Annotated in this window: 16 protein-coding genes; 4 read left to right on the top strand and 12 right to left on the bottom strand. The window is 38.5% G+C overall.

Features of this window, described 5'->3' with window-relative positions:
* Window positions 1–5: 5 nt before the first annotated feature.
* The 4 genes from AC4PID_RS09675 to AC4PID_RS09660 all read right to left on the bottom strand — a co-directional run bounded on the left by AC4PID_RS09675 (window position 6) and on the right by AC4PID_RS09660 (window position 2,697).
* Window positions 6–1,322, bottom strand: coding sequence for a sensor histidine kinase (locus tag AC4PID_RS09675; protein WP_492131803.1), 1,317 nt, complete (start codon window positions 1,320–1,322; stop codon window positions 6–8).
* 113 nt (window positions 1,323–1,435) lie between these two features.
* Window positions 1,436–1,594: a hypothetical protein gene (locus AC4PID_RS09670; protein WP_492131802.1), complete on the bottom strand. Its 159-nt coding sequence runs from the start codon at window positions 1,592–1,594 to the stop codon at window positions 1,436–1,438.
* Window positions 1,569–2,168 (bottom strand): accessory gene regulator B family protein, encoded by a 600-nt coding sequence (locus AC4PID_RS09665; RefSeq protein WP_492131801.1) that lies wholly within the window; start codon window positions 2,166–2,168, stop codon window positions 1,569–1,571. Before AC4PID_RS09665 ends, AC4PID_RS09670 begins: the two co-directional genes overlap by 26 nt.
* Before the next feature lie 16 nt (window positions 2,169–2,184).
* Window positions 2,185–2,697 (bottom strand): hypothetical protein, encoded by a 513-nt coding sequence (locus AC4PID_RS09660; RefSeq protein WP_492131800.1) that lies wholly within the window; start codon window positions 2,695–2,697, stop codon window positions 2,185–2,187.
* 193 nt (window positions 2,698–2,890) lie between these two features.
* Between AC4PID_RS09660 and thrC the strand changes: the two genes are divergently transcribed.
* A complete protein-coding gene (gene thrC / locus AC4PID_RS09655) occupies window positions 2,891–4,366 on the top strand; it encodes a threonine synthase (RefSeq protein WP_492135376.1) in 1,476 nt (491 codons plus the stop codon).
* 255 nt (window positions 4,367–4,621) lie between these two features.
* Here thrC and AC4PID_RS09650 read toward each other — a convergent pair whose 3' ends face one another.
* From AC4PID_RS09650 to AC4PID_RS09635, 4 genes are all read right to left on the bottom strand, one after another.
* A complete protein-coding gene (locus AC4PID_RS09650; RefSeq protein ID WP_492131799.1) occupies window positions 4,622–5,446 on the bottom strand; it encodes an alpha/beta fold hydrolase in 825 nt (274 codons plus the stop codon).
* A gap of 4 nt (window positions 5,447–5,450) precedes the next feature.
* Window positions 5,451–5,894: a helix-turn-helix domain-containing protein gene (locus tag AC4PID_RS09645; protein WP_492131798.1), complete on the bottom strand. Its 444-nt coding sequence runs from the start codon at window positions 5,892–5,894 to the stop codon at window positions 5,451–5,453.
* 249 nt (window positions 5,895–6,143) lie between these two features.
* On the bottom strand, window positions 6,144–7,595 hold the full coding sequence (locus tag AC4PID_RS09640) for an aminoacyl-histidine dipeptidase (protein ID WP_492131797.1): 1,452 nt from the start codon (window positions 7,593–7,595) through the stop codon (window positions 6,144–6,146).
* 109 nt (window positions 7,596–7,704) lie between these two features.
* A complete protein-coding gene (locus AC4PID_RS09635; RefSeq protein ID WP_492131796.1) occupies window positions 7,705–9,552 on the bottom strand; it encodes a glycoside hydrolase family 13 protein in 1,848 nt (615 codons plus the stop codon).
* Window positions 9,553–9,949: 397 nt separating this feature from the next.
* On the opposite strand from AC4PID_RS09635, the gene AC4PID_RS09630 reads away from it, so the two are divergent.
* Together AC4PID_RS09630 and AC4PID_RS09625 are read left to right on the top strand one after the other, a co-directional pair.
* Window positions 9,950–10,153 (top strand): helix-turn-helix transcriptional regulator, encoded by a 204-nt coding sequence (locus AC4PID_RS09630; RefSeq protein WP_492135375.1) that lies wholly within the window; start codon window positions 9,950–9,952, stop codon window positions 10,151–10,153.
* Between the two features lie 2 nt (window positions 10,154–10,155).
* Window positions 10,156–10,596: a hypothetical protein gene (locus AC4PID_RS09625; RefSeq protein ID WP_492131795.1), complete on the top strand. Its 441-nt coding sequence runs from the start codon at window positions 10,156–10,158 to the stop codon at window positions 10,594–10,596.
* Here AC4PID_RS09625 and AC4PID_RS09620 read toward each other — a convergent pair whose 3' ends face one another.
* Window positions 10,597–11,808 (bottom strand): helix-turn-helix domain-containing protein, encoded by a 1,212-nt coding sequence (locus AC4PID_RS09620; RefSeq protein WP_492131794.1) that lies wholly within the window; start codon window positions 11,806–11,808, stop codon window positions 10,597–10,599.
* A 215-nt stretch (window positions 11,809–12,023) separates the two neighbouring features.
* Window positions 12,024–13,505 carry a 4-alpha-glucanotransferase gene (gene malQ, locus AC4PID_RS09615; RefSeq protein ID WP_492131793.1) on the bottom strand — a complete coding sequence of 494 codons (1,482 nt, stop codon included), beginning with the start codon at window positions 13,503–13,505 and terminating at the stop codon, window positions 12,024–12,026.
* A gap of 263 nt (window positions 13,506–13,768) precedes the next feature.
* On the opposite strand from malQ, the gene AC4PID_RS09610 reads away from it, so the two are divergent.
* A complete protein-coding gene (locus tag AC4PID_RS09610) occupies window positions 13,769–15,298 on the top strand; it encodes an alpha-amylase family glycosyl hydrolase (protein WP_492131792.1) in 1,530 nt (509 codons plus the stop codon).
* 103 nt (window positions 15,299–15,401) lie between these two features.
* Here the strand turns inward: AC4PID_RS09610 and AC4PID_RS09605 are convergent, their stop codons facing one another.
* Together AC4PID_RS09605 and AC4PID_RS09600 are read right to left on the bottom strand one after the other, a co-directional pair.
* Window positions 15,402–16,211 (bottom strand): sensor domain-containing diguanylate cyclase, encoded by an 810-nt coding sequence (locus tag AC4PID_RS09605; protein WP_492131791.1) that lies wholly within the window; start codon window positions 16,209–16,211, stop codon window positions 15,402–15,404.
* 104 nt (window positions 16,212–16,315) lie between these two features.
* Window positions 16,316–18,262, bottom strand: coding sequence for an amylo-alpha-1,6-glucosidase (locus tag AC4PID_RS09600; protein ID WP_492131790.1), 1,947 nt, complete (start codon window positions 18,260–18,262; stop codon window positions 16,316–16,318).
* Between the last annotated feature and the right edge of the window lie 44 nt (window positions 18,263–18,306).

Genomic DNA, 18,306 nt, shown 5'->3' with positions numbered 1-18,306 from the left:
ACTCCTTAATGTTCTGCTCTAATTTCCAGTACCTGTGTAAACATCTGATTTTCGAATTTCATATCATTGTTGACGTTCGGATAAGACTTTAAAATCCCTCTAACGATTTCAAGTCCCAATCCATGGCTGTTGCCTTTAGTCGTAAATCCTTTTTCTCTAAGTTTATAGATGGGCACCATCTCAGCTACAGTATTCGTAACGATTAGCAACGCCTTTTCTTCCACATTGACCATCCCGATAGCAATGGTTTTCTCTGTTGATAAGGCAGCTGCTTCAATGGCATTATCCACAAAAATACCCACGACTCTGCACAAATCAACGATATCCATATGAAACTTTACTTTTTCTACCATATCAATTTCGACTTTTACACCCAACTCTTGGGCACGAATCGCCTTCATAGCCAAAAGTCCTTTTAGCTCTTCCTGCTCCACATAGATCAATCGATCTACAGTTTTATCAATGCTGTCCTTCTGAACAGAGAAAGTCATAATCTTCTCATCGAAGTACTTCTTTAAGCCAGCCATGTTGTCTTGTTCTATGTACCCAGATAGTGAAGCTAAGATATTCATATAATCGTGCTTAAACTTTCTGATTTCCTGTTGCATGCTCTCAATTTCATTCGTATACATTCTAAGCTGAGTTAACTCGTTCTCTTTACTTTTGAGTTCAATCACACTGGTTTTTGATTTGATAAAGAAAAGAGAAGCGACTAAGATTGCACCTACGATGACCATCATGATAATTAATAGTATTGCCCTTGAAATGGTCGTGTACGATACCACAGTAAACGTCAGCCAATAAAGAAACAAAAATGCTGCAACTGCAATTATACCTAGTAGTGTTGGTAGTTCATTGCGTTGAAACAATTGAATCATATTTCTACTTTTCGAGAGTAGAACTCTAATCAAATAGGCCAATGCCATCGCAATCGCTACCATAAATAAAAACGAAGCGAAATAGGCTACAGGCTCTGAACGTAGTTTATCTGTCTCTACAGATGATATCCCCACTACCATCGAAATCAATGTAATTGAAAGCATATCAGCTAAGATTGCAATTATCATACTCGCTGATAAACTCAGTATATTAATGACAACTTTCTTGTTAATCGTATAGAAATAGACAAACAAGCCTACCAAATATACGATGCCAAGCGAGCTTTCATTGACACTAAAAAAATAACTGATTGATGTAATAATCAGCGTTAGCGCAATTGTGATAGAAAGATCTAAGGCGAGCTTAAATTTTTCTTTTAATAGAAGTTTAGATAGAACTAGAAACAACCCGGCTGATGATAACAACTGAAAAAAATGCACCATCGATATGCCCCCCTTATCCACTCATTATACCATAATGTGGAATAGAAACCATATGATGATGCTAGGAAATTGGAAATGTCCTTAATAGGATATCTTAAATTAAATCAGGATGATTACTCTTTTTCAATTTCAAGAGCAATAAGTTCTTTCGGATATTCTACTTCATCGATTAACACGAATGTACAGTCTTTTTCTTGATCGGAAAAACTAAGGATGACCTTCTCAATTGCAGATACAGCATTTGTTTCAATTAAGCTTTTCAAATTTCTCATAATTGTTCCTCTCTTCCTTCATAATTCGATAAGTAACAGGTAATACATATAACAAGGCAACATAAGCACCTATAGTTATCAAAACTTTAATTTCTGGGAATGGGATTAATATCACTAGTAAAGTTAGTATCATCCCACGAAATATCGATTTTTTCTTTAGTCTCTCTCTCACACGTTTGTTTATAATCGGTTTTTTAGCCGTATCAGATGGGGCATATAGGTATGCTAGAAACGAGATCGCCATGGCGGCTGCGATGCACAAATAGGGGTTAATTGCAACATGTGCAGCCGTCCAAGGCAACATTATGAAGAAGACTAAACTGGATAGCATACATTTAACTGAAGATTTAGCATGCAGACCTTGAGCGGTTTGCCTCAAAAGGTTATATGCTGCTAAAGTAATAACAGACTGCCAAAAGATACCGAGTATCAGAGATATCACGATTACTACTAAAAGCTTGGATACACCAAGATAGAACATCTCAAGTCCATATCTTAGTCGTATAGCATGTATGGATTCCGACTCTAAATCGAACAGATTACCCGCAATTGCCATGTATCTCTTTTTTATCATCCTTTACCTCAAATCTTTAATCCACAGAAAGGACATAAGCCTTTAATTGATCCACTTCCATTTTTAAATCCATAATTCTATAGTTTAGAAAGGATTGCTTTAAGTGAATTTCTCCTTTATTTGATAAAGTAGTTTGTTCGTCTGTCTTATTACTGATGACACTGAGCGTTACTACAAATGTATAAGTTGTTTCTCCTTTTATCTTTGAAGCTTCATTAAAGCGAATGTCCTTTACAGTTATCTCAAGTAAGTTCATATAAGCTTTATTTAAAATATGTAGATAATTATGTAAATAAGTTTCTTTCACAGCCTCAGAGCACAATAAATCCGTTTGCACATCTATAAAATTCAAGATGTCTTCCCATTCAGAATCACTGGGGTCATCACTGCTTTTAAGATTGTAAATCGATTCAAAAAACGAGCGCATCGTATACTGTACATACGATTCACCGAAACCTTCCTTAAGAACTAAAAATACGCTAATGGTTACTAGAAAAATGAGTCCTATTATTTTTAATTTTCCCTTCATGATCACCTCTTTTAATGTATTAGGTGACCAATACCTATTCCATAACCTCATAATAATGATAAAAACCCTTTTAAATCGTGTTTTTTCCTAAATGCTAACGATTCTTTCCTAAATGAACTTGTCTTAAAAAACACCTCATGTTAAAATAAACTAATTTTATTCTCGTAACAATTAGGAGGACACCATGTCTGAAATCAAATACCAAAGTACTCGCTCGAAAACTGAAAATAAAACCTTTGCTGAAGCCGTTTTACAAGGCATTTCACCAGATGGTGGTCTCTATGTGCCCACACAGTTTCCCAAATTTGACATTCAAAGCTCTGATTTTTTAGCTATGAGCTATCAGCAATTGGCTGAATCTATTTTTAAACCCTACATGCCTGAGCTTGCGACAGCTACCATCCAAAGCAATGTCAATAGCGCCTATGACACCAAATTTTCAAACATCGATATCGCTCCTTTAAAGACTCTTGGTGAAGCTTCGTTTATAGAGCTATTTCACGGGAAGACACAAGCTTTCAAAGATATGGCACTCTCAATTCTGCCCTACTTTATGCTTACCAGTATTGCACACACCAAAAGTGAGGATTCCGTTCTAATCCTAACTGCAACCTCTGGTGATACTGGAAAGGCTGCACTTGAGGGGTTTGCTGACGTCAGTGGCATCGACATCGCCGTCTTTTATCCAACCGACGGTGTAAGCGACATCCAAAAGAAGCAAATGACCACGCAAACTGGCGACAACGTTCACGTCTTCGGAATCAACGGCAATTTCGACGATGCGCAAACCGCTGTAAAAACGCTCTTTAACGACGAAGATTTAAAAGCTCTCTTGGGAGAACGCGGCTATCGCTTTTCATCTGCAAATTCGATCAACATCGGCAGATTGCTCCCCCAAATCATCTACTACTTTAACAGCTACAAGCTGCTCGTTAAGGCGGGAACTATAGCTCTCGGCGCACCGATTAACATCTGCGTACCGACGGGTAATTTCGGCAATCTACTCGCAGCCTATTATGCGATGCACATGGGATTACCCGTGCATCAGTTCATCTGTGCTTCCAACCAAAATCACATCCTAACGGATTTTATAAACACTGGTATCTACGATACCAATAGAGCCTTTCATACCACCACATCCCCTTCAATGGATATCTTGATTTCCAGTAATCTTGAGCGTTTACTCTATCATCTATCAGGTGGTGATACCGAGCAGATTCAGCAGCTTATGAATGGGTTAAAAACATCTGGAAGGTATGAAGTATCACCTATGATCAAGGCTAAACTGGATTCATTTTATGGCGGTTACGCCGATGAAGCTAAAACACAGCTAGAGATCAAAACAACCTATACACAGGATCACTACCTTATCGATCCACATACTGCCGTTGCATATAGCGTCTACAAGGATTACGTTAAAGCAACTGGTGATCACACCCATACTCTGATCGCAGCGACAGCAAGCCCATATAAGTTCGCAGACAGCGTTCTAGAAGCACTTGAACATGATGCGACAGAAGGCACACCGTTTGACCGTATCAGAAAACTTTCAAAGATCACAGGAACCGAGATACCAAAAGAGATCGCAGCACTTGAAACTGCTGAAGTCAAACATGCCGGTACGATTGAGAAGACTGAGATTAGAAGTACAGTTGCAGGGCTTTTATAAGTTTGGCGGGCATTTATAAGTTTGATTAAAATTTGCATTTGAAAGTAAAATGAGCGTATAAACTAACGTCTCCGGTTCCGATCAGTAAACTGAAGGAACTTCCGTCGTTAGTCTATACGCTCATTTTTGTGTTATGTTGGCTTGAATACTAGTGAGAAATTTATGAATCCAACGAGAATGTAAAAAAGTAATAAAGCAACATGTTATTATTCATTAATAGCAAAATTACGTAATCACAATCAATAAACCCATAAGCTACTTAATTATAAATGGTAGAAAAAAATCAATTGCATTTGTTAGTACATGTCCCGTATTTTTTAATAAATGGATTTCAGCATCTGGAACAAGGGTAGATAACCTTTTCGCTGATTCTAAAGCATCAATAATCATGTCGTCTTCACCGTCAATAAAAAGTACAGGCATTTTTAAGTTTTTTAATTGTTCGTCAGAAAATATTGGTAGATATGGAATAGGGTCATAACTTTCAACGATGAGATTCATAAAATCGAGAACTTCCTTTGGAATTGAATGATCACCAATTGTTGATGTATCAACTTCAACTGAACCGTCAGTTTTTGAAGCTATTTCCACTGATTTAATGAATTCTGGACGAACTTCTGCAAGTCCTGCAGATGCTAACAAACAGATTTTAGAAACACGTTGAGGGAATATAGTAGCAAATTTTAAAGTCATCCATCCTCCCAAAGAGTTACCAACAAAAATCGCCTTATTTATGCAAAGAGTGTCAAGTACCTCATGCATCCATTTTGCAAAGTCAAGTGATTCAATTTCAGGTCTATACTCTTCACTATTACCTGCTTCTCCAAGTATATCAATCGCATATACTTTGTATGATTGTGAAAGTGCAATTATTTCAGGTAGCCAAAAAGCACTATTACTACAAGAACCATGCAATAAAATTACTGATGGATTTGATTCATTTCCAGCAGTGAGCATAAATGTTTCCCCAAAAGTTGTATTAATATATTTCTGTTCGAATGGAAATTGACTAAGTATTTGATTGTAATGATTTTTGAATTTATTTTTTTGTAACTCTGATTTAAAAACACTTTTTTTCATTGTTTCACTCCTCAATATTATTTTCGACTAAAATAGCGATAGTATCCATCATAATAGACATGAATCTAATGTCCCCCCAAAGTGTGATCCGAATAGTACTTTCTCTTTCAATATATTGAGTTTGTAAAGCCGAACTCCCGAACTCAACAGGTTTTGTATTTAAAGATGCTGTTAATGTATTCATTAGGCGATTTGCATTTAAGCGACTTATCCCTTTAATGTCAATCACAGAAGAAGCGATTACTTTTAAATTCTGGGACTTATCTTGCGAACCATCCTTACAGCTATTACGCTCAGTAAAAAGACTTAAATCGTTTCCTGAAATTCGCCAGCCTTTACCTACTTTTATTGCTCCTAACTTTCCTTCTCGAATATAACGTTGAATCGTTTTGGGGTGAATGTTCAATATTTTCGAAACATGTTCTACAGTATAGAAATCATTTTTCACGACTTATAATTCCTCCAAATATCTTTTTAAGTAATTATAAGTAACAATAAGGAATATGTCAACGTTTTTTTATTAAGGTGAAGAAAATTTATTCGGAGAACGCACTTCATGCGCTCCATATGTTTTACTTCATACACATGCAAGAAAGGCTCATATTTTAAGTTCGGAGAATCCTTCAGTTTACTGACCGGATTCGGAGAACTTAAAATATGAGCCTTTCGTCTGTATAAAATAAAACCAAATTATAAGCTACTTGATGCCCCTAAGCACCTCAACCAAAAACGCATAGGTTCTAGCAGTTGAAGAGATGCTAAGTCTTTCAAAAGGCGTATGCACATCGTGCATTTCTGGTCCAAGTGATACCATATCGATGTCGCCGAGTTTTTCTTTTAAGAAGCCGCACTCAAGCCCAGCATGAATCGCATCTACCTTTAGCTCTTTGCCAAACATCTCTTGATAAGTTGCTTTCATAAGCTCTCTCGTTGGCGACTCCACTCTGTATTGCCACTCTGGATAATCTGCAGTTAACGTATTTTTAGCACCTACCGTTTCACAGATGATTGCCATAACTTCATTTAGCTCTTGTTTTTTTGATTTAACTGAGCTTCTTAGTGCATTTGTCAGCTTAAGCGTTTCTCTTGTCATCTCTAAAACACCTAAGTTATTAGAAGATTCAACCAACCCTTTAATGCCTGCACTCATGGTGTAAACCCCAAAAGGCGTCAATCTTAATAGCTTCTCGATATTATCTCTCGTTTCAGTAGAAAGCACTTCTTTAGGTGAATCCATCTCAGTCGCATCAAGCTTAATTGCTGGATCTGCAATTTCATACTCAGCTTTGAAAGTTGCCTCTAATGACATCACGAGTTCTTCCATTAACATAACGTCTCTTGAGTTGATCATAAATTCAAACTCGCAGCGCTTTGCAATGGCATTCATTTTCTCACCACCGCGGATAGCGATTAAATCATAATCAAAGTGATTTTTGAAGGTCGTTAAAACCCTACCTGCCAATTTGATGGCATTGGCTCTATTTTTATCGATTTCAGCACCTGAGTGTCCACCCGCTAAGCCGGATATAACGAGTTTAAAGGCTTCCATTTTATTTGCTTGTTGATAGCTTAACGGTAGCTCAGCGATGTTGTTAACCCCACCTGCACAAGATGCCAAGATAACGCCTTCTTCCTCAGAATCGAGGTTAATGAGAATATCCCCTTTTACATTTTCAGGCTGAAGTGCGATGACACCATCCATCCCAGTTTCTTCTGAGGTCGTAAAAAGAGCGATTAATTTTGGATGTTCTAGCGTCTTATCTTCCAGTACGCTCATGGTCATCGCAACAGCGATGCCATTATCTGCACCTAAAGTTGTTCCCTGAGTTTTTATATAGTCGCCTTCAACCACTATCGGAATCGGCATCGTATCGAAATCAAATTCGAGTTCATCGAGCTTTACACAAACCATATCAGTATGCCCTTGTAAGATCACAGTAGGTGCTTGCTCATATCCAGCAGTCGCCGGTTTTGTGATAATAATATTATTGGATGCTTCTCTTACGACCTCAAGTCCATGTTCCTTTGCAAATGCTTCAAGAAATGCTGCCACAGCTGCTTCGTTTCCTGACTCTCTTGGAATACGCGTCAAAGCCTCAAAATTGCGAAAAACACTTTCAGGTTTTAAATCTTTTAGTAAATCTGCCATTGGCTTTCCCCTTTCAGTTATTCGTCACTTGATTTGCCCTGTTCACAGCTAAACTGCAAACAAAAGCTGTGTCGATGCCACACCATCAACACAGCTTCATTTTAACATATTATTTCAGTATTCGAAAGGAAATTGGCGCAATGCTTAACTCAGTTAAATCTGAATCCGCCAACGCTTCACCTGTAAAGAGATCTAGTTGAACCATTCCACTCAAATTAATCGTAACCGGTGCATCTGATAGATTTACCAACACCTTCGTACGTGAAGTCCCTTCTACCTTGTCAAAGATGAGAAGATCAGAAGTCATTCTCGCTTCATCCCATTGCACATTCATCGACTTAAACTCTGGATGCGCTTTTCTAAGTGCAATCAACTGTTTTACATGCGCTTTCAAATCCAAATTCTGCTCAGCTTCATCCCATATCATACACTGTCTATTACCATCGTGAACGCCAAACAATCCAATTTCACTGCCGTAATAAACACTCGGCGTTCCACCAAAGGTCATCTGTAGTAAAAATGCAAGCTTAACGCTTCTCACATCTTCATCCAGTAAGGTGTGGATTCTCGAAGTGTCATGGCTATCGAGTAGATTGAATAGGTTTTCCCCTACATTCGGAGGATAACTCACAATCAAACGACTCATGGCATCCTTATATGCAAACGCATCAAAGTCTGAATACTGTGGCTCACAGCTAAGCAAATGCCATACCGGATAAGTAAACTCATAATTCATCACCGAGTCAAACTGATCACCGCGTAGCCAAGGGGTTGCATCGTCCCAATTCTCGCCTAAGATAAAAACATCTGGTTTCAACGCTCTAACGCGCTCCTTAAAGGTTCTCCAGAAGGCATGTGATACCTCATTAGAGACATCCAGACGCCAGCCGTCGATATCAAACTCTCTAATCCAGTACTCCGCCACAGAAATTAGATATTCCTGTGCTTTTGGATTGGTCGCACGCCATTTGGGCATATTGGGTGTAAAGGCAAAAGTCTCATAATTGAGATCCCCTGCTTTTAAAGGCTTTTTAGGTGCAGGAAAACCCTCTTTATTGAGCTCAAAGTTAAGTACAGGCTCAGCCTTGAGATGGAAACACTCTGCGTATTCTGACGCATAGCCTTTTTGAACAACATCTTGAAAATAAGGATGCTTAAAACCACAGTGATTAAACACCGCATCTAGCATGACGCGAATCCCGCGTTTATGTGCCTCCTCGACTAACCTTTTGAAATCCGCATTGGTACCAAACTCAGGATCAATTTTAAAATAATCGATGGTATCGTACTTGTGCGTTGTAGGCGCTTCAAAGATCGGTGTAAAATAGATCCCCGTCGCACCAAGTTCAGCGATATAATCTAGGTGCTCGATGATTCCCTTTAAATCGCCGCCAAAATGCATCTCATTTGTAACCAGTTTTTCACTTCCCCATGGTAATACAGTAGGTTTATCTAAACTCTGATCACCATTTGCGAAACGCTCTGGGAAAATTTGATACCATACGGTGTCCTTCACCCAAGTCGGTGCTGTAAAAATATCTTCGTGATTCAAGTAAGGAAAGTTGAAATAATCGTTTAAACTCGATACGATCTCCGGATGCTTTTTCATAGAAACAGCACCATGTGCCCCGTAGAACACGGTTTCTTCACTTGAAACAAGCACAAATGCATATCGTGTCCGTTTAAAATCAGGTTTGATACTCACCAGCCAATAATCGTATAAGCTGTCGCTATAATCTTGCGCCATATCTACAGATGTATTGACCCAACTATGCGTCTGTGTAAAATCACCTTCAGAAGCCATTTCAGTACGCACCCAATTAAATGGATCACCTGAAATAAGGCTGATACTTGAAACATCTCCTTTTGCGGTTCTAATGCGCAGATTTAGAGTATCCGCATCTAGTGCATAAGCGTATTTACTTTTTGCTTCATGATAAATCGCGTGTAAATTCATAGTCAGCTCCTAAATAAATTTTTATCGTGCCATAAGTGTTTGGTAATATTATTTTTCATCTTAGCCATAACTTAAATGCCAATAGCTTCAATTCTTAATTTTCAATTTTCATAGTTTAATAATTTAATAAATGTCCGTCATAAGGTTGTTTCACTGAAATAAGGCGCATCGTCCTATAAACCTTTAGATTAATTATACTTAAAGCCGCTACATAAAAACACCTAACCACAGTGAGAATATCTAAGCAAAATCAACCGCTAACGCTACTCTCACAAAAAATATTTCACATTTTGAAAAAAATAAATGTTAAATTTGTAAAGTTTACTTTGCATGTTTTGCAAAGTGTGCTATACTAAAATTGCAAAGTTAACTATGCGACAAAAGGAGCGTGATTGCCATTAAAAATAAGATTTCCGAACTCAGAAAACTGAATAAGCTCTCACAGGAAGAGCTTGCCTTGGCGGTTGGCGTCACAAGACAGACCATTACATCAATAGAAGTTGGTAAGTACACCGCCTCATTACCTTTGGCTTATAAAATTGCCAAACACTTTAACCTCACCATAGAAGAGGTTTTCGATTTTACAGAAATGGAGGAATAATCATGACAAACACACAAACAAGCACACTTAAATCAAAAGCAACCAAAAGAATGGTGATGCACATCGCTCTTGCATTCGTTATCGTTATTGGCTACTTACTCGTATCGTCGAAAGTGACAGATGACGCTGGCAGCGGCTTTATATTGGGCTTTTCCATCGGTCTTCTTGGACTTGACCTTGTATTGCTCACAAAGCTGGTCATTGCAATGCGAAATGAAACCGCCCTCAAACAGCTGTTTATCAAAGAAGCTGATGAACGCGGTATCTTAATTAGAGAAAAGACAAGTCGCTATTCGATGGTCGTCTACAGTGTCGTTTTAGGCATCGCATGTGTCGTCTCTTTTTTCGTAAACGATGTCGTTTTCTTAACTTTGTTTTGTGTCATGATTGGTATGGCATTTGTCAAACTCGTTCTAAAAGCTTATTTCACCAGAAACCTTTAATCAAACATTTTGAATTTCTAGAGCTTCTTTATACCGCCTATGCTGTATAAGGAAGCTTTGATACATTTTTGAATAGTATTTTTCAAGCTCGTAATTAAGTCCTTTACTCATTTGAATCAGCTTTAATAGTAGCTTTTCATCGTCAATCATATGCCCTTGCCAATCTAACTTGTCCAAATGCTTGATCATCAGCTCTACAAAACGTTCCTTTTTTAAAGGCTTAAGTGTGGAGACAAACATGGTGTTAGACTGTTCTATCGCTTGTAATAAGTGTGTCAGCTGGTTAGGGATACTTCTTTCTGTGACACATTCACTTTCACTTTCCCAGTCACGGTTAAAGCTATCTTCCGGATTCAACTGACCCAATCTAAAAGCACCCCACAAAAGGTTGTCTCTAAACGTACTTTCATGCGAGGAAGACCCCAGTTTGTTGGCTAACTTAAGTCCCTTTTCAAAATAGGGTTTACCACCTTCATAGTCATCAGATGCATAAAAAGTAAGTCCCAGCATTTCATAGCTGCCGATAATACTCAGCAGATTTGCCTCATCTAAGTAAGTACTCAATGCTTTTTGAAACTGAATCAACGCACTGAGATCCTTTCGAAGTGAAAGATAAGCAAACCCCATCCAGTAATAAAGGTGACCATTTTCACCATAAGTACTGGCTTTATCTAATATTTCGAGCACCGCTGGATAATCTTTGGCTACCTTTGCCGTATCGATGCCCCAATAGAGATAATACCTAAATTTTTGTTCGGCATTCATCAACTGCTCGACCGATTCTAGCAAATGTCGCGTCTCTTCAAAGATTTCACGTTCTTTTCGTGTGCAATAAAAGGCCAACTGTACGATGTAGTAATCGATAATCAAAGGTGAATGCATGTACTTTTCTGAGTCTGCACTAATCTGTTCAAAAATCAACCTAGAGTTGGAAAACTCATTGAAGTTAAGCTCATCTAGAAATCTTTGAAATAGGCCCTTACCTGACTGAATAAACCCTTCTGAATCATTATAGTGAATGGCTAGGGCGTCAAACAAATCTGAAATCACCTGCTCTGAGGGGATGATTTCAGCATTCTCGATACGGCTGAGGTAGGAGCTGACACAGATGCCCTCTGAAAGCGCTTTTTGACTCATGTTTTGGCAAATACGGTTCATTTTAATGATAGAGCCCAGTATTTTGACGTTGGTCTTGTTAATTTCTTTCTTCATTTCTTTCTTGGTTCCCCCCTCCGAATTTTAAAATCAGATTGGATCTAGCAGACACGTTCTCTGTGTCCTGTTAGCTTTATGTGTTTCATTTGCTTTACGTGTTTCATTTTTTTGTATCCTATTCGATTTCAATAACCTATGACGCTGGATTGAGATAAAAAAATCTGGCAGCCTATCGTTATACGACAGAATACCAGATTTATGAATGAGAAGGATTATAATCTTCCGTATAATTTGGTGATCTTTTTCATTTTATCTGCTAGGTGATCTGAAAGATCCTTTTGAGTGATTCTCCAAATCCAGTTGCCACCTAAAGTCGATGGGAAATTCATTCTCGCTTTGTTGTCCAGCCCTAAGAAATCCTGCATCTGAGCGATGGCAAGATAGGCTGTTGATGACCAAACGCCTCTGATGAATCCCCAATGGTAGCCTTCGCTGCGATCGAGTTTTAAGTAGTCCATAGCAAAGTCTCTATCCGCTTTAGCCACATTGTCCATCCAACCGACGATGGTTTCATTATCATGTGTGCCAGTGTAAGCAACGAAGTTTTCAGAATAGTTATGAGGGAGATAATCGCTTTCCTCTCTCGCATCAAATGCAAACTGAAGGATTTTCATCCCTGGGAAGCCTGTAAATTCTCTGAGCTCAATAACGCCCTCTGTTAAATACCCTAGGTCTTCTGCGATGATGTTCACATCGCCAAGTGCTTCTCTAATTGCGATGAAAAGCTTTTTACCTGGACCATTTGTCCATACGCCTCTTTCAGCGGTTGGGTCACCATACGGTATCTCCCAATAGGCTTCAAAGCCTCTAAAGTGATCGATTCTAATCACATCGAACATTTTTAAGCTATAATCAATGCGCTTGATCCACCAAGCGTAATTTTGTTTGTCCATGTGTTCCCAATTGTAAATTGGATTGCCCCAAAGCTGTCCTGTAGCTGAAAAGGCATCTGGTGGACAACCAGCGACACTGATTGGTTTTGAGGTTTTATCGAGTTTAAAGAGTTCAGGATTCGCCCAAACATCAGAGCTATCCTCAGCTACGTAAATCGGTAAATCTCCGATAATGGTGATGCCCTTATCCGCTGCAACGGCTTTTAAAGCAAACCATTGCTTAAAGAAGAAATACTGCGTGAATACCCAGAAGAAAATTTCATCTTTATGTGTTTCTTTAAATTTAGCAACCTTTTCCGTTTTTGCATTTTCATAGCCCTTATCCCATTCGATCCAAGAGCGATTGCCATTATGCGCTTTGATGGCCATGTAAAGTGCAAAATCCTCAAGCCAAGTCTTTTCAGCTTCATAAAACTTATTGAGCTCATGGCTTAATTTCACTTTTGAGTTTTCATATGCCATTCTGAGAAGTGGCATTTTATTAAAATATAGCTTTTCATAATCGACTTTATGCTTGCTTTTGCCAAGATCGGCTTTGTCGACGGTCTTTTTATCTAGATAACCCATATCGATCAGCTCCGCCAAATCGATGAAATAAGGATTTCCTGCAAACGCAGAAAAAGACTGGTAAGGCGAATCCCCATAGCCAGTTATCCCGATCGGCAGTATCTGCCAGTTATGTTGTCCTGATTTCTCTAAAAAATCTAAAAACGCATAAGCGCCTTTTCCAAGGTCACCGATGCCATACTCGCCCGGTAATGACGAAATATGCAATAGTACACCACTGCTTCTCTGTCTCATATAAAACCTCTCTCCATCCAACCTACTAATTTACTCACCATAAAATCCATATATGTTAATTGCTAGAATTTGTTTGAGTCTATTTCTGCAACCGTTTGCACAATCTCATTATATTTTGTTTCTTAATGCTTGTCAATAATAGTAGAAAGATAATTTGTATTGAATTTAGCACATAAATACCCTAAAATTAGAAATAAACGCATCTCAAATGGGTGATTTTTTATCCCTTTAGGTGCAACCGCTTGCATGAATTAGGAGGAAAAATGACATTTCAATTACACAAGAAACACTTTCAATTTAGTTTACTCATTATTTTCACCTTTGTTTTATTAATGGGTTGTCAAAGTAAAAATGCTCTTCCAGCTGAAACCACAACGCTCACTTTGGAAGCCTCAGATGCGAATGAAGCCACTCAAACAACTGAATCAACCACTTCTGAGAGCCCAGCTGCAGAAATCACAGCGCGCATCACTTCCGATGACATCATCTATTTCATAATGGTAGATCGATTTGCAGACAGTAATCCGGAGAGTAACCTTCCAGATGTCAACAAAGAGGATATGAGAGCCTTTCAAGGTGGTGATCTACAAGGCGTCATCGAACGTCTTGATTATATAAAGTCTCTTGGGGCAACTGTAATTTGGCTGACCCCGGTTATGACCAATGGTCCAAATGGCTATCACGGCTACTGGATCTACGACTTTGAGTCCGTCGATCCACATTTTGGCGATATGGCTACTCTTCAAACGCTTGTAAATCAAGCACACGAAATGGACATTAAAGTGATCCTAGATTATGTCGTCAATCATACTGGCTACAACTCACCGTGGCTTTCCGATCCTGACAAGTCAGACTGGTTCCATCCTGATACGCCACTTAATAACTTCAAGGATACAAACGAGCTTGAAACTGGTTGGTTGGCTGGTCTCCCAGATCTCGATCAATCCAATCCTGAAGTAAAAGACTATTTTATCAAAAACGCACTTTGGTGGATTGACCAAACCGGCATTGACGGCTTTAGACTCGACACCATGCGCCATGTTTCACATGAATTTTGGCAAGATTTTTCAGGTGCGATTAAAGAAAAATATCCCGATTTCTTTTTACTGGGCGAAGTCTGGGATGGTAACACAAATACCCTTGAATCCTATCATGAAGACGGCATAGACAGTTTAACCAACTATTCGCTGTATAATGGTATTATTAACGCGTTTAATGTAAAACCGAACATTTTATCCTTGGCCAATGCCCTTGAAAAGGAAAAGAATTTTTCTACTCCTACTGAAAATGCCTTGTTCATAGACAATCATGACAATGCGAGATTTATGAGCCAGAATCCTAAAAATAGACTAGAATACACTAAATTGGCACTTGCTTTCACCTATACCTACCCTGCGATACCAGTCCTCTACTACGGAACTGAAATTGCAATGGATGGGGCTTATGATCCGGTCAATAGAGCTTTTATGGATTTCAATAAAACTGAAATCAATGACGAGACAAACTTAATCCCTTATCTACAATTTTTAGCGCAAGTTAAAGAAGACTATTCGGATCGCTTTCGTCTGATTTACAGAGACAAATCTACGATGGTTTATGAGATTAGCAAAGAAAATAAGCGTTTAATGGTTGCTTTAAACGCTAGCGAATCAGAACAAACCATTACCTTTGATTATACAGAAGCAGTTTCTTTAACCGAGCTGACAAGTAGTGAAGGTCTATCCCTTCAAACGGGTTCAAATACGCTCACACTGCCGCCACTTATGAGTCAATTCTATCTCATAGCAAAATAACACGTGAAAAAGGTGCTTTAACAAGTCTAAATAGCTTGCTAAAGCACCTTTTTATAATTATAGCCATAATTTTCTCAAACTAATAATCGGTTTGATCTTAAACTTAAAAAGCCTGCGTGATTTTAATCTTTAACGTCTGTATCAGCTCATAGGGCGTTTCACCTAAATATTCCTTTAGACCATATGAAAATATAGGTTTTGGTTCAACGGCATATGCAACACTTTGAATGTCATCTAGAATATTATTAATAATCGTCTCTGCCATTATATTGGGTGTGTTAGGAAGTGCTATAATAAAGCAATTTACACCAAAACGAGCAGTATAAGCCTCCTCAGGCAATGCATCTTCGATAGCATGTGCAACATTAACTAAGACGCGATCAGCGACACTTCGTTTTTCAATCGAGTTGATTTGGGCAAAGTTGTCGACACAAATCATTGCTGTTGTTAAAAATACCATGCTTTTACTTTGCTTATCGATGGATTGCTTCAGTTCATTTACAAATGCATCACTGGTTTTAAGGAAAGTCAAAGGATCTCTTTCAGGTATTTTATTCAGCACTGGATCCTTTGCAGACAAGGACAAGTCGTAGGTAACGCCCTCTGCCATCAAAGGCATCCCATTTGAATTATACGCAACAATTGTAATCTGATCTTCAAAAACGGCGTACCCGCCATCCGTAAGCCGAATGCGATATGTGTATTCACATGTGTCCACAGCACCACTGATCAGTGCTAAAAATTGATCATAGACCTCTGTCAAATCTTCAGTGTACAAACGCTCTAAAAAAACGTCATAGGTGACTGGTAAAACAGGTTCCTCAGATAACCCCAGCCTTCTAAAGCGTCTATCATAAGGTACGGTTAATAGGTTACTTATATCTAGCTGCCATGACTCCAATAGAGTTTTCATTTCTCACCTCTACTTTATATAAAGTGAAATAACCAATTCTAATACTAATATATCCCAAATTAGAAATTTTTTCTATCTCTATCCGTCTTTTACATTATTAATCATTAATCATTATTTGTCATTTTCCAAATTCTAATTGCCTCAGCAACCGACCATGCTTGTGCTGAACAGCCCTTTTGATTGAACGGTTCTGTCGCATCAAATACTTCTGATAGACTGCCGATCACCCCATTTTCCAAGTGCATCATCCATTCCTTTAATGCAGTTTGTAAATAAGAAAGGTCCTTGTACGTTTTATAATGCGCCTCTAGATATGGGCCCATTAACCAAGCCCACACGGTTCCTCTGTGATAAGCACCATCTCGACTAAGTAGATCACCAGTATAGATAGGGTGAAAATTCTCATCTTCCATTCTAAGCGTTCTTAATCCATATGGGGTTTTAAAATGCTTCATCACATAATCGACAACCGCCTTATGTTTATCAAGGTTCAGAACTGAAAAAGGTAGGCTCACTGCAAATATCATATTGGGTCTAGGAATATCATACGCTTCACCATCAATAATCAGGTCATATAAATTTTGTCCAGCTTCATTCCAAAACTGCTCATTAAATGCCTTTTTTGTACGTGTACTTAACTCTAAATACTTATGTTCATCGCTATTTGAAAGCATAGCTGAAAACGCCGCCATGATTTGAAGCGCATTGTACCAAAGTGCATTGATTTCTACTGCTTTGCCATGTCTAGGGGTTACTACCCATCCATTTACCTTAACATCCATCCAAGTCAGTTGAGTAGTTTCATTTCCTGTACTGAGTAGGCCATCCTGATCCATATAGATATCATTTATAGTACCATTAACGTGAAAATCAATGATTTCAACTAATTTCGGATACACTTTTTCGAGTGCACTTAAGTGATTGGTTTTCATCATGTACTGGTACATGGCATGAAATAACCAAAGCGTTCCATCTGAAGTATTGTACATTGGTGCTTGACCTTCATCCGGAAAATTATTTGGGATAATGCCCTTATATGCCATTTGCAAAAAGCCTTCAATCATTTCAAACGCTTCTTCATATCTACCCGTTTCAAGGGTTAATCCAGGGATAGAAATCATCGTATCTCTACCCCAGTCAGTAAACCAAGGGTATCCTGCAATGATCGTTTTCTTTCCCGTCGTCTTTCTATAGACAATAAAATCGTCTGAAGCTTGTACCAGCTGCTTTAAAACTTCAGATTCTGCACCCGCATTTTTCATAAGCTGGTCATATCGATTCGTTCTTGATTCATGAATCTCGCTTAATGAACTAAAATCAGATGTGGTGTTCACTCTAAGTTCAAAGGTTAAAGTGTTTGACTTAGGGGATATGATGCCTTCAATGGCTAAAATATGTGCCTCTACGTCTGGATAGCCTCTCTCAGTTTCTATAGGATAATAACTCTCTGCTGTAAGACTTAACGGACAACGATAAGAAATACTTTCTTCACTTACAAACTGAGCATAGACCCTGTGTTGCTGATCGGAAATTTCTGCCATTTGATTTTCATCGTTAAAAACTGCGGTATACTTTTCTGGTTCTGGGGTAATCGTCTCATGATGATCTCTAAAGTTGACCAAAAGCTCAAACTTAATTTTCACATCACTTCTATTAACTAATGTCTCAGGTAGGCTTATTTTATATTTAGCTGCAAGGTGATTGCTGCCATAAGCCAAAGCGATTTGCTCTTTTAAATCAGCTCCTATAGTAGGCTCATGAAATCGTCTTTGTAAAATCCCCTTATGGTCGAATGCTGTCAAGTTAGATTCTGTCTTTGGAACACCGGTAACGTTTTCATAAACAAATGGATAGGCACTATCTCCCACAACGACAGAAACCACCATCTTAGAAATCAAATGAAATCTTTCCACTGGTGGATTATCGCTAACACAGTAAAGACCATGGTATTTTCTACAGTTTGTCCCATCCACAGTACCAAAACTATAGCCTCCTAGTCCGTTGGTTAAAAGATACTCGTGATTCATAATATCAAGCACTGTTTTTTTCATAATTGATCCTTTCTATTAAGCAATACATATGAACGGTTGCTTAT

The sequence above is a fragment of the Fusibacter sp. QWL-12 genome (assembly GCF_058683495.1).
This window is presented reverse-complemented; position numbering and strand designations above follow the sequence as displayed.

Excerpts from the sequence above, each read along its gene's own strand:
- AC4PID_RS09675 (WP_492131803.1), bottom strand. The coding sequence starts at position 1,322 with ATGGTGCATTTTTTTCAGTTGTTATCATCAGCCGGGTTGTTTCTAGTT.
- AC4PID_RS09670 (WP_492131802.1), bottom strand. The coding sequence starts at position 1,594 with ATGAGAAATTTGAAAAGCTTAATTGAAACAAATGCTGTATCTGCAATT.
- AC4PID_RS09665 (WP_492131801.1), bottom strand. The coding sequence starts at position 2,168 with ATGATAAAAAAGAGATACATGGCAATTGCGGGTAATCTGTTCGATTTA.
- AC4PID_RS09660 (WP_492131800.1), bottom strand. The coding sequence starts at position 2,697 with ATGAAGGGAAAATTAAAAATAATAGGACTCATTTTTCTAGTAACCATT.
- AC4PID_RS09650 (WP_492131799.1), bottom strand. The coding sequence starts at position 5,446 with ATGAAAAAAAGTGTTTTTAAATCAGAGTTACAAAAAAATAAATTCAAA.
- AC4PID_RS09640 (WP_492131797.1), bottom strand. The coding sequence starts at position 7,595 with ATGGCAGATTTACTAAAAGATTTAAAACCTGAAAGTGTTTTTCGCAAT.
- AC4PID_RS09635 (WP_492131796.1), bottom strand. The coding sequence starts at position 9,552 with ATGAATTTACACGCGATTTATCATGAAGCAAAAAGTAAATACGCTTAT.
- AC4PID_RS09625 (WP_492131795.1), top strand. The coding sequence starts at position 10,156 with ATGACAAACACACAAACAAGCACACTTAAATCAAAAGCAACCAAAAGA.
- AC4PID_RS09620 (WP_492131794.1), bottom strand. The coding sequence starts at position 11,808 with ATGAAGAAAGAAATTAACAAGACCAACGTCAAAATACTGGGCTCTATC.
- malQ (WP_492131793.1), bottom strand. The coding sequence starts at position 13,505 with ATGAGACAGAGAAGCAGTGGTGTACTATTGCATATTTCGTCATTACCG.
- AC4PID_RS09610 (WP_492131792.1), top strand. The coding sequence starts at position 13,769 with ATGACATTTCAATTACACAAGAAACACTTTCAATTTAGTTTACTCATT.
- AC4PID_RS09605 (WP_492131791.1), bottom strand. The coding sequence starts at position 16,211 with ATGAAAACTCTATTGGAGTCATGGCAGCTAGATATAAGTAACCTATTA.
- AC4PID_RS09600 (WP_492131790.1), bottom strand. The coding sequence starts at position 18,262 with ATGAAAAAAACAGTGCTTGATATTATGAATCACGAGTATCTTTTAACC.